The 12170-nt window shown below is 68.3% G+C and carries 8 protein-coding genes and 1 pseudogene; 5 read left to right on the forward strand and 4 right to left on the reverse strand.

Annotated features, from left to right (window positions below):
* Positions 1-68 precede the first annotated feature (68 nt).
* From ACP4E5_RS02250 to ACP4E5_RS02270, 5 genes are all read left to right on the forward strand, one after another.
* Positions 69-1445 (forward strand): extracellular solute-binding protein, encoded by a 1377-nt coding sequence (locus tag ACP4E5_RS02250; protein ID WP_425824973.1) that lies wholly within the window; start codon positions 69-71, stop codon positions 1443-1445.
* Entirely contained in the window at positions 1442-2356 is a 915-nt protein-coding gene (locus tag ACP4E5_RS02255; protein ID WP_425824974.1) for a carbohydrate ABC transporter permease, read from the forward strand. Before ACP4E5_RS02250 ends, ACP4E5_RS02255 begins: the two co-directional genes overlap by 4 nt.
* Positions 2356-3264: a carbohydrate ABC transporter permease gene (locus ACP4E5_RS02260; protein ID WP_425824975.1), complete on the forward strand. Its 909-nt coding sequence runs from the start codon at positions 2356-2358 to the stop codon at positions 3262-3264. The genes ACP4E5_RS02255 and ACP4E5_RS02260 overlap by 1 nt, the downstream gene beginning before the upstream one ends.
* Positions 3265-3333: 69 nt before the next feature.
* Positions 3334-6396, forward strand: coding sequence for an alpha-mannosidase (locus ACP4E5_RS02265; RefSeq protein ID WP_425824976.1), 3063 nt, complete (start codon positions 3334-3336; stop codon positions 6394-6396).
* Positions 6397-6485: 89 nt separating this feature from the next.
* The gene (locus ACP4E5_RS02270) at positions 6486-7556 is read left to right on the forward strand and encodes a glycoside hydrolase family 130 protein (protein WP_425824977.1); all 1071 of its coding nucleotides are present in this window, start codon (positions 6486-6488) and stop codon (positions 7554-7556) included.
* A gap of 35 nt (positions 7557-7591) precedes the next feature.
* Here the strand turns inward: ACP4E5_RS02270 and ACP4E5_RS02275 are convergent, their stop codons facing one another.
* The 4 genes and pseudogenes from ACP4E5_RS02275 to ACP4E5_RS02290 all read right to left on the reverse strand — a co-directional run bounded on the left by ACP4E5_RS02275 (position 7592) and on the right by ACP4E5_RS02290 (position 12168).
* Complete coding sequence (locus ACP4E5_RS02275) at positions 7592-7792, reverse strand: hypothetical protein (protein WP_425824978.1); 201 nt, start codon at positions 7790-7792, stop codon at positions 7592-7594.
* A 202-nt stretch (positions 7793-7994) separates the two neighbouring features.
* Complete coding sequence (locus ACP4E5_RS02280; RefSeq protein WP_425824979.1) at positions 7995-9605, reverse strand: APC family permease; 1611 nt, start codon at positions 9603-9605, stop codon at positions 7995-7997.
* Between the two features lie 228 nt (positions 9606-9833).
* Positions 9834-10586 (reverse strand): annotated as a pseudogene (locus ACP4E5_RS02285) (cation:dicarboxylate symporter family transporter); the annotation flags it as partial.
* A gap of 91 nt (positions 10587-10677) precedes the next feature.
* Positions 10678-12168 (reverse strand): purine-cytosine permease family protein, encoded by a 1491-nt coding sequence (locus ACP4E5_RS02290; RefSeq protein WP_425824980.1) that lies wholly within the window; start codon positions 12166-12168, stop codon positions 10678-10680.
* Between the last annotated feature and the right edge of the window lie 2 nt (positions 12169-12170).

Genomic DNA, 12170 nt, shown 5'->3' on the forward strand with positions numbered 1-12170 from the left:
CCTCTGGAACTGCCCGCAGTTGAGCGCCCGGGACGGGGCGCCGAGCCGCCACCCCCTGGAGGAACCCCTTGCGTAAGAAGCTCTTCGCCGCCCTTGCGGTCACCATCGCGACAACGTTGTCCGCAACCGCTTGCGGTGGTTCCGGATCCTCCGCCGGCGGCGACTCGATCAAGGTCGTCTACTGGCAGCACCTGGACCAGAACGACCACAAGCAGCAGAAATTCCTCGCCTCGATGAAGACCTCGTTCGAGAAGGCCCACCCGGGCAAGAAGGTCCAGATCGTTCCGGTCACGGCCTCGGAGAACGACTACTACACGAAGATCCAGCTGATGATGCGCTCGCCCTCGACCGCGCCCGACCTGGTCTACGAGGACACCGCGCTGATCAACTCCGACATCGCCAGCGGCTACCTCAAACCGCTCGACGAGTACGTGGCCAAGTGGTCGGACTGGAGCAAGTTCGCGAAGGCCGCCAAGTCCGCGGTCTCCTCCCCCACCGACGGCAAGACGTACGCCGTCCCGGACGACACCGACACCCGAGGCATCTGGTACAACCAGAAGCTGCTCCAGAAGGCGGGCATCAAGACGCCCTGGCAGCCGAAGAGTTGGCAGGACCTCCTCGACACCGCGCGCACCCTGAAGAAGAAGCTGCCGGGTGTCATCCCGATGAACCTCTACACCGGCCAGGCCGGCGGCGAGCAGTCCACCATGCAGGGCATGGAGATGCTCCTGTACGGGACCGGCGCGGCCGGTGACTCCCTGTACGACGCCAAGAAGAAGAAGTGGATCGTCGGCTCGCAGGGCTTCAAGGACGCCCTGAAGTTCGTGCACACCGTCTACGGCGAGAACCTGAGCCTCGACAAGTCCACCGCGCTCGGTCCCAACGCGGGCACCGAGGTCGGCACGAAGCTGCTGCCGAAGAGCAAGCTCGCCATCAACATCGACGGTTCGTGGATGGCCAACAGCTGGCTGAAGACCGGGCCGAGCCCGTGGCCCGAGTGGACGAAGACGATGAAGCCCGCCGCCATGCCGACGCAGCACGGCCAGGCACCCGGCAAGGTCAGCATGTCGGGCGGCTGGGCCTGGTCGATCCCGTCGAAGGCCAAGAACCCCGATCTGGCCTGGCAGTTCATCAAGGCAATCAAGAACAAGGACAACTCGGTGAAGTGGAACGTCATCGAATCCACGACCGCCGTGCGCACCGACGTGGCGGCCGACCCGAAGTACCTGAACGCGACGCCGACCAACAAGTTCTTCACCGGTCTGGTGAAGTACACCCACTTCCGTCCGGCGCTGCCGAAGTACCCGCAGGTCTCCAACGCGGTCACCAAGGCCATGGAGTCCGTGACAACCGGGCAGGCCTCGGTGGGCGAGGCCGCCAAGACCTATGACCAGGATGTGGCCACGGCCGTCGGCCCCGACGCCACCGTCAAGGGCGCACGATGAAATCCGCCGTCGCCACTGCCGGTTCCACCGCCCCGTCCGGCCGCACCGCGGCGAGCCGCTCCCTGCTGCGCGGCATGCCGCTGCTGCCGTCGGTCATCCTCCTGGCCGTGTTCCTGGCCGGACCGATCCTGTACTGCGTCTACGACGCGTTCACCGACGCCCAGTTGACGGGCGCCGCCGAGACGAACTTCGTCGGCCTGGACAACTTCACGCGGGCGCTCGACGACCCGAACTTCATCAACGCCCTGTGGCTCACCCTGGTGTTCGTCGTCGGCTCCGCCGTCATCGGGCAGAACACCCTCGGCCTGAGCCTCGCGGTGATGGCCGAGAAGGCCACCAAGCCGCTGCGCACACTCACCAACGGTGTCGTGATCGCCGCCTGGGTGCTGCCCGAGGTCGTCGCCGGGTACCTGATGTACGCGTTCTTCTACAAACAGGGCGCCCTCAACGACGTCCTCGGCTTCCTGGGGCTGCCGCGGCAGAACTGGCTGTACACCTTGCCGATCCTCGCGGTGTGCCTCGCCAATGTGTGGCGCGGCACCGCGTTCTCGATGATGGTGTACTCCGCCGCGCTGAATGAGGTGCCGCGCGAGCTCGTCGAGGCCGCGGAGATGGACGGCGCGGGCGTGTGGCACCGGTTGTGGCACGTGACGCTGCCGGTCATCCGCCGCACCATCATGACCAACCTGATGCTGATCACCCTGCAGACGCTGTCCGTCTTCGGGCTGATCTACGCCATGACGCGCGGTGGCCCCGGCAACAAGAGCCAGACCCTGCCGGTCTTCATGTACCAGCAGGCCTTCCAGAACAGCATGATCGGGTACGGCACCGCGATCGCGCTGGTGCTGCTGGTCGTGGGCGCGCTGTTCTCCGTCGTGTATCTGAAGCTGCTCAAGGTGGAGGAGGACTGATGGCCACCACCGATCTGATGCCCGCCGCCGGCACCGGCCGCGCCGACGGCGGCACCCGCCCCGCTCCCGCGACGGGCACGGCACGCCGCCGGATCCGTCCCGGACGGGTCGTCGTCAATGTCGTCCTGCTGGTGATCAGCCTGCTGTTCGTGCTGCCGCTGGTGTGGATGGTGTTCGCGTCGTTCAGTTCGACGGCCAGTTTCGAGCTGAGCGTGCCCTCGCCGCCGACGCTGGACAACTTCCACGCGATCCTGAACACGGAGACGACGTTCCGGCCGCTGCTCAACGGTCTGCTGCTGTGCGGCGGGGCGACCCTGCTGTGCGTGGCCGCGTCGATCCTGGCCGCGTACCCGCTCTCGCGCTACCGCTCCCGGCTGCGCCGCCCGTTCCTGTACACCGTGCTGTTCACCACGGGGCTGCCCATCACCGCCGTGATGATCCCCGTCTACAGCATGTTCGTGCAGGTCGAGCTGATCGACTCGATGTTCGCGACGACGCTGTTCCTGGCGGCTTCGGCGCTGCCGATCGGGATCTGGCTGATGAAGAACTTCATGGACGGTGTGCCCATCGTCCTGGAGGAGGCCGCGCGGATCGACGGCGCGAACGCCATGCAGTCGTTGTGGCGCGTGGTGCTGCCGCTGATGTGGCCGGGTGTCACCGTCGTCACCGTGTTCACCTTCATCAGCATGTGGGGCAACTTCTTCGTGCCGTTCGTGCTGCTGCTGTCGCCGGAGAAGCTGCCGGCGTCGGTGAGTGTGTTCACGTTCCTCAGTGCCCATGATCAGACGCAGTACGGGCAGTTGGCGGCGTTCTCCCTCGTGTACACGCTGCCCGTGGTGATGCTGTACCTGCTCCTCACCCGCAAGCTGGGCGGCGGGTTCGCCCTCGGCGGTGCCCTCAAGGGTTGAGTCCGCACCCCCGGGAGGCGCCAACTCCCCTCCCGGGCAGTCCCGTTCACGTTCTTCGAAAGGTTTTCTGTGCATTCCGACCGCGACATCGTCCAGCACCGCCTGCGTCGCGTCCTCGACGAACGCATCCGGCCCGCCATCCACGCCACCTCCGTCCCCCTGGAGGTCGGTATCTGGCAGGTGCCGGGCGAGCCCGTCCCGGTGGCCGAGGGTCTCGCCGCCGACTACCGGCCCACCGAGGTGGGCGCGCCCTGGGGCGCCGCCTGGACGACCAACTGGTTCAAGGTCAGCGGGCGGGTCCCCGAACAGTGGGCGGGGCGGCGCGTGGAGGCCGTCGTCGACCTCGGCTTCGGCACCACCGAGCCGGGCTTCTCCGCCGAGGGCCTGGCGTACCGGCCCGACGGCACGGCCATGAAGGCACTCAACCCGCGCAACACCTGGCTGCCCGTGGCCGAACAGGCTCTGGGTGGCGAGGAGTTCGTCTGTTACGTCGAGGCCGCGGCGAATCCGCTCGTCATGCACTCGGGCCCCGAGGACCGCTCCTTCGCGATCACGCCGCTCGGCGGTCGCGCGCCGTGGCTGGACGAGGAGGGTGCCTCGAACGGTGAGCCGATCTACCGGCTGCGCCGCCTCGACCTGGCCGTCTTCGATGCGGAGGTGTACGACCTCGTCCACGACATGGAGGTCCTCGACCAGCTGATGCGGGAGCTGCCCGAGCAGGCGCCGCGCCGCTGGCAGATCCTGCGGGCGCTGTCCTCGGCGCTGGACGCCGTCGACCTCCAGGACATCAGCGGCACCGCGGCGGCCGCCCGCGCGGTCCTTGCCCCGGCGCTCGCCCCGTCGGCCGCGGACGGCGAGCACCGCATCTCGGCGATCGGGCACGCCCACATCGACACGGCGTGGCTGTGGCCGCTGCGCGAGACGGTGCGCAAGGTCGCGCGCACCGTCTCCAACGTCACCCAACTCATGGACGAGCACCCGGAGTTCCGCTTCGTCATGTCCCAGGCGCAGCAGCTCGCCTGGCTGAAGGAGCACCGGCCCGAGGTGTACGAGCGGGCGCAGGAGAAGGCGAAGACGGGGCAGTTCGTGCCGACGGGCAGCCTGTGGGTGGAGCCGGACACGAACATCACCGGGGGTGAGGCGCTGGCCCGTCAGTTCATCCACGGCAAGCGGTTCTATCTCGACGAGTTCGGTGTCGAGACCGAGGACATGTGGCTGCCGGACACCTTCGGCTACAACGCGGCGATGCCGCAGCTGATGAAGCTGGCCGGGGTGCGCTGGTTCCTCACGCAGAAGATCTCGTGGAACACCACGAACAAGTTCCCTCATCACACGTTCTGGTGGGAGGGCATCGACGGCACCCGCATCTTCAGCCACTTCCCGCCGGTCGACACGTACAACAGTGACCTGTCCGGAGCCGAGGTGGCGCACAGTGTGCGCAACTTCCAGGACAAGGGCGCGGCGAACCGTTCGCTCGCGCCGTTCGGGTACGGCGACGGTGGCGGCGGTCCCACCCGGGAGATGCTGGCGCGCGCGAAGCGGCTCGCGGACCTGGAGGGTTCGGCGCGGGTCGAGATCGAGAAGCCGGGCGACTTCTTCGCCAAGGCCCTGGAGGAGTACCCGGACGCGCCGGTGTGGGTGGGCGAGCTGTACCTGGAGTTCCATCGGGGCACGCTCACCAGTCAGATCGCCACCAAGCAGGGCAACCGGCGCAGCGAACACCTGCTGCGGGAGGCCGAGTTGTGGGCGGCGACCGCCGCGCTGCGCACGGGTGCGGCGTACCCGTACGAGGCGATCGACCGGCTGTGGAAGACGGTGCTGCTGCACCAGTTCCACGACATCCTGCCGGGTACGTCGATCGCCTGGGTGCACCGGGAGGCGGAGGAGACGTACCGTCAGGTCGCGGCCGAGCTCGGTGAGTTGATCGTGGCGGCGCAGACGGCGTTGGCGGGGCCTGCCTCCGAGGACGGCTCGCGGGTCGTGTTCAACGCCGCTCCGCATGCCCGTGCGGGCGCCGCCGCCCTGGGTGCGACGGTGCGCCGCGAGCCGCAGGCGGTCACGGTCGCTCCGAAGCCGCGGGACGGCGGATTCGTCCTGGACAACGGACTGGTCCGTGTCGTCATCGACGAGCGGGGCCTGGTCACCTCTGCGTACGACATCGAGGGTGCGCGCGAGGCGCTGCCGCCGGGGGCGGTGGCCAACCTGCTCCAGCTCCACCAGGACTTCCCCAACCAGTGGGACGCCTGGGACCTGGACGCCTTCTACCGCAACACCGTCACGGATCTGACGGCGGCGGAGTCGGTGACCGTCGTGGACGGCGGCGTGCGCGTCGTGCGGGCCTTTGGTGACTCGCGCGTCACGCAGACCCTCGCGCTCGCGCCGGGCGCCCGCCGCCTGGACGTCGACACGGTCCTCGACTGGCACGAGACGGAGAAGCTGCTCAAGGTCGCGTTCCCGCTGGATGTGCGGGCCGGGCACTCCACGGCGCAGGTACCGTTCGGGCACGTAGAGCGGCCCACGCACACGAACACCAGCTGGGACGCCGCGAAGTTCGAGGTGTGCGCGCACCGCTTCCTGCACGTCGGCGAGCGGGGCTGGGGCGCGGCCCTGGTCAACGACTCGACGTACGGGCACGATGTCACGCGGGACGTGCGCGAGGACGGTGGCACCACCACGACGGTCCGCCTGTCCTTGGCCCGCGCGCCGCGCTTCCCCGACCCCGACACGGACCAGGGCACGCACCGGCTGCGGTACGCGCTGCTGATCGGCGCGGACGTCGACGACGCGGTCCGAGAGGGCTACCACCTCAATCTGCCCGAGCGCACGGTGCCCGGTTCGGCGGAGGTGGCTCCGCTGGTCGCCGTCGACAACCCCGCAGTGGTGGTCGAGGCGGTCAAGCTCGCCGACGACCGCTCGGGCGACGTCGTGGTCCGCCTGTACGAGTCCCAGGGCGCCCGCGCCACCGCGCTCCTCTCCCCTGGGTTCCGCCTCGCCTCGGCGACGGCCACGGACCTGCTGGAGCGCCCGCGCGCCGCCGACGAGCCCGCCTGCGAGGTCACGGACGACGGGGTGCGGCTGCGGCTGCGGCCGTTCCAGATCCTGACGGTGCGGTTGGCGGCCGTACGGGACTGAGTACGCGGCATGAAGGTGTGACGGGGCCCCGCGGGTGTGTGCGCGGGGCCCCGTCTCCGATAGATCGACGACCAGGAGGTTCACCCGACATGGAGGACTACGACCGTCAGGCGCACGGGCGTCGCGGCATGCTCAAGGCCTCGGCGACCGTCGTCGGCGCGGCGCTCACCGGTTCGCTCGCCGGTGCGGGCGGCGCCGCCGCGGACACACCCCAACGGTTCCCGCGCGGGCCCGCGACCTTCCCCATGGGGCCGTTCACCAAGAGCGAGGCGAATCCGATTCTGCGGCCCGAGCCGGCGCACGAGTGGGAGTCGGCGTATCTGTACAACCCCTGCGCCGTCGTGGTCGGCGGCAGGATCGCGTTGCTGTACCGGGCGCAGAACAAGGCGAAGAGGTCCAGCATCGGGCTCGCCTGGAGCGATGATGGCATCACGTTCCGGCGAAGGGCCGAGCCGGTGCTCTCACCGAGCGAGCCGTACGAGCTGCCCGGCGGGTGTGAGGACCCGCGCGTGGTGCACATCGGTGACACCTTCTACATGACGTACACCGGCTACGACGGGACGAGCGCGCTGCTGTGCCTGGCGACGTCGAAGGATCTGGTGCACTGGGAGAAGCACGGGCCGCTGTTCCCCGAGTTGCACGATCCGATCCATGGTGACAAGCCCTGGAACAAGTCGGGTGCCATCCTCAGTACGCCCATCGACGGCACGTACTGGATGTACTTCGGTGAGTCCAACGTGTTCTGGGCCCGGTCGAAGGACCTGATCCACTGGGAGACCGTCGGGAACGACGATCCGGTGGCGAAGCCCGTGCACCCCTGGGAGGGGTCACTGCTCGAACCGGGCCCGCCGCCGCTGCGCACCGACGACGGACACATCCTGCTCGTCTACAACGCCCGCTCGGACGGCAAGGGCGGGTACACCAAGGGCCAGTACTCCACCGGTCAGCTCCTCATCGACCCGGCCGACCCGACGAAGGCGGTGGCCCGGCTGGAGCGCCCCTTCCTGGTGCCGACGTCGGCGGACGAGCAGGACGGTCAGGTCAATCACGTGGTGTTCACGGAGGGGTTGGTTCGGTTCCGCGACGCCTGGTTCCTGTACTACGGCATGGCGGATTCGGTGCTGGGTGTCGCGGTGTGGCGGCCCGGCCCGGCGGGCTGAGCGCGTCGCACCCGCCAGCCGTCAGCCGTCAGCCGTCACGCGGCCTCGCGGTCGGTGTCTCTGGTCGACGTCACTTGCCGGTCGCTCCGTTCGTCACCGTGGACGAGGCGGAGGTGTCGCAGTCGATGGTGTCCCGCCCCTGGGCGGGACACTTCGCCCATGCGGTCCTCTATACGGTCCATGCCGAGCAGGAGCAGTGCCATGGCCGGCAGGAGCAAAAGAGCCACGATCAGCATCGGTGGCTTCCTTTCCTCGGCTTCTCACTTCTCGCCTGCCCGGCACTTGGACCCCTATGGCCCCGATGATGTGATGATTCCGTAACGCTATGGATTGCCGTCGATATCGCTATCTGGGCGATTTTCCGGGGTAGGGCGCACAGGAGAAGCGAACCCCGGCCCACGCACCACGGGTGCGGGCCGGGGTTCGGCCAGGGGCCCCTCAGTGTGTCGCGCCCAGTTCCGCGTCCTCCATGCGGGACTCCTCGCGCGCCTCCTCGATGTTCTCCAGCACGCGCTCGCGCGGGAGTTGTACGCGCAGGGCCAGCAGGTAGACGAGGGCGGTGAGTGCGAGGTTGGCGACGAAGCCCCAGCCGAGGCCGATCCAGCCGAGGCCGCCGTCGTAGTCGCCCATCCAGCTGATCACGGCAAGGCCGACGAGCCACGGCAGCACCCAGCTCGCGCCCGACCTCCAGTCCAGCTTCGGGGCGCGCCCCTTGTCGATGACCTGGAGGACGGCCAGGATGACGAAGCCGATGAGGATGGTGATGAAGAGTTTGTAGTTGGTGTTCCAGCCGGCCCAGTACACGATGAGGTTCGCCGAGTAGAGGCCGAGGAACGGGATGGTGTCGCCGCCGGGAATCCTGTACGGCCGTTCGTGCTCCGGGATCTGACGGCGCATCACGGCGAGCACGAGCGGGCCCGAGCCGAAGGACAGGACGGTGGCCGAGGTGATGAAGCCGACCAGTTCCTGCCAGCTCGGGAAGGGGAGGAACACGATGAGCCCGAGGACGAAGGTCACGACCAGGCTGACCAGCGGCGCCCCCTTGGGCGTGGTCTTGGCAAGGCCCGCGGGCGCGTTGCGGTTGCGGGCCATGGCGTAGGAGATGCGGGCCGTGACGGTGGTGTAGATGAGGCCGGTGTCGGCCGGTGAGATCACCGCGTCCACGTAGAGGATGTACGCGAGCCAGCCCAGGCCGATGGCGCTGGAGATGGCGGCGAGCGGGCCGAAGTCGTTGGCGAAGGTCAGGTTGAGCCAGCCGTGCGTGTGCTGCAGGTCGCTCGCGGGGACCGCGCCGAGGAACGCGACTTCGAGGAGTACGTAGATCAGGCCGGTGAGCAGTACGGAGCCGATGACGGCGAACGGGACGTTGCGCCGCGGATTGTCGGTCTCGCCCGCCAGTTCCACGCCCTGCCGAAAGCCCAGGAAGGAGAAGGTGATGCCGGCCGTGGAAATCGCCGTGAAGATGCCCTTGGCGCCGCCGGGGGCGAATCCTCCGTACTCGGCGGCACCGAGGTTGTGCCCGTGGAAGGCGGTCACGAAGAAGGCCACGATCACCAGGGCGATGGCGAGCAGCTTCCACCAGACGAGGACATTGTTGACGCGGGCGAACCAGCGGATGCCGTAGTAGTTCAGCAACACGAAGAACGCCATGGCGACGACCGCGACGGCATAGCCGAGCGTGGTCAGGGTGTAGGCGCCGTTCGCCTTGTGGAAATCGGTGAAGTGCGCCCACTTCGTGGCGTATTGCAGGGCGCCCTCGACCTCGATGGGTGCCACCGTCGCGGCGGCGATCCAGGTGATCCAGCCCATGGTGTAGCTGGCGAAGGAGCCGAAGGAGAGGTGTGGAAAGCGCACCACTCCCCCGGACACCGGGAACATGGTTCCCAGTTCGGCGAAGCACAGCCCGATGAGGAGAATCATCACGGCGGCTATCGCCCACGAGAATATGGAAGCGGGTCCGGCGATCTTCGCCGCGTTCAACGCGCCGAAGAGCCAGCCGGACCCGATGATTGATCCCACGCCCGCGAAAAGCAGGCTGATGCGACCCATGTCTCTGCGTAGCGCTGTTCGTTGCTCCGAGGCCTTCCCCGAAGACTCAGTCAGCGTGGCCATCACCACATCCGTCCCTGATCTGCGGCCCACTCTTTCGAGGTCGCTCGCTTGATCTGCTACTGGGCGGCCGTCTGCCCTGCCGATCGAGATCCATGCGGCATGAATCTAGTTTTGCCAAATGATGGTCGTGGCAAGGGCGTTGGTTGATGTGGTGATGGCTGCGCGTCAGCTGTCCTTGACGGGAGTCGTGGGTGTGTCGGCTTCGGTCTCCCTGTCCATGGACACCGGAACCGAGCCCGGCTCCTCACCGTTCAACACCCTCTTCGCGGTGACCCGGTCGAGGGCTCCCTCCCAGCGGGACACCGCGAACACCGCGACGCAGTTGCCGAGGAGGTTGGTGGCGACGCGCATCGAGTCCATGATCCGGTCGACGCCGAGCAGCAGCGCCACCGCGGCGGCCGGGATGACACCGAGGGCGGAGGCGGTCGCGGACAGCGCGAGGAACGCCGAACCGGGCACACCCGCCATGCCCTTGCTGGTCAGCATGAGCACGAGGACGACCGTGACCTGCTGCCCGAGGCTCAGGTCGACGCCGACGGCCTGCGCGATGAAGAGGGTGCCGATGGAGAGGTAGATGGAGGCGCCGTCGAGGTTGAAGGAGTACCCGGTCGGCAGGACGAGACCGACCGCGTCGTCGCGGCAGCCCGCCGCGCGCAGCTTCTGCATCATCCGCGGCATCACGGTCTCGCTGGAGCCGGTGCCGAGGGCGAGCAGCAGTTCCTCGCGGGTGTAGCGGACGAACTTCCACAGGCTGAGGCCGGTGACCGCCTTGAGCGCGAGGCCGAGCAGCACGAGGAAGAGCAGGGCGACGCCGTAGCAGACGGCGATCAGCTTCCCGTACGTCGACATGGCATCCACGCCGTACTCGCCGACGAGGTGTGCGGTGGCTCCGAGGACCGCGAGCGGGGCGAGCTTCATCCCACAAGAACGATGTATTGCATGGCGGAAGATCAATTCCGCCGACGCGCCACTATCGTTGATGTGGGATCCGGCCCGATAGGGGGTGGAGTTAATTCCCGGTAACTTCCCGCAGCCTCGGGGATTCCGGCGCGGCGGCCGTCTGGGCCGGGACGCTCGGGTCTCCGGGGTAGATCATCCGGTCCGGGATCCGGTGCCGTTCGCGGCGGGCCAGGAACCAGTACAGGACACCCGGCAGCGTCAGACCCACGATCCACGAGATGTCCGCGCCGCCCAGCGGGGCGACGAACGGGCCGGTGAACAAGTCGGTTGCCATGAACGGGAGTTGAACGACGAGGCCCACTGCGTACGACACCAGGGCCGGGGCCCGCCAGGATCCGTAGCGGCCGTCCGGGTCGTTGAGGGCGGGGATGTCGTAGCGCTCCTTCGCGACCAGGTAGTAGTCGGCGAGGTTCACCGCGCTCCACGGGGTGAAGAAGGCGAGCACGATGAGCAGGAACGTCGAGAACGTGTTGAGGAAGTTGCCGCGTCCCGCCAGGGCGACGGCCGCTCCCACCACGATGATCGCGGCGATGTAGCCGACCCGCCCGCGCGGCGACAGCCGGTAGGGCACCGCGCCCCGCCGCCGCATCCCGGTCACACTCGTCACGGTCGACATGAACGCGCCGTACGTGTTGAGCACCGTGACGGTCAGTTTGCCGAGGGCGATGACGAAGTAGAGCACCGCCGCCATCAGGCCCGCCCCGCCGAGTGACACCACGTACGTCACCTCGTGGCCGATGAAGGCCTCACCCGCGCCGGCCGCGGCGAGGGCTCCGAAGGCCATCGACCACTGGGCGCCGAGCGCGGTCCCGGCCAGCGTCCAGCCGAACGTCGCGCGGGCCGAGGTCGAACGCGGCAGATAGCGCGAGTAGTCGGCGACGTACGGACCGAACGACAGCTGCCAGGACGCCGAGAGCGAGACGGCGAGCAGGAACGCCGGCAGGGCGAAGCTGTGGTCGGCGAGGACCGCGCCCATGTCGTCATGTTGCAGGAGGCGGACGCCGAGGTACACGAACGCGATGCCGCACACCACTCCGGCGAGGCGGCCCAGGAAGTGGATGAGGCGGTAGCCGACGGCGGCGGCCACAGCGGTGACCACCGTGAACAGGAGGATGCCCGCGTCGGGTCCCAGGTGGGTCAGTTCACCGACCGCCTCGCCCGCGAGGACGGTGCCGCTCGCGGTGCAGCCGATGAACATGAACACCGCGAGGACGAGGGGGACCACGGCGCCGCGGACCCCGAACTGGGCCCGGGAGGAGATCATTTGCGGGAGGCCGAGCCGGGGGCCCTGCGCCGAGTGCAGCGCCATGACCGCACCGCCGAGCAGGTTCCCGACGAGCAGTCCGATGACCGCCCAGAACGCTGTCGCGCCGAGGACCACCGCGAGGGCGCCGGTGACCACCGCGGTGATCTGGAGGTTCGCGCCCACCCACAGGGTGAACTGGCTGAACGCGGTGCCGTGCCGTTCCTCGTCCGGCACCACGTCGATCGACCGTGACTCGACCAGGCCGCCTGATGGTTGCTCCTGCGATATGGGCATCG

The organism is Streptomyces fractus, from assembly GCF_049844455.1.
In the GTDB taxonomy this organism is placed as follows: Bacteria; Actinomycetota; Actinomycetes; order Streptomycetales; family Streptomycetaceae; genus Streptomyces; species Streptomyces fractus.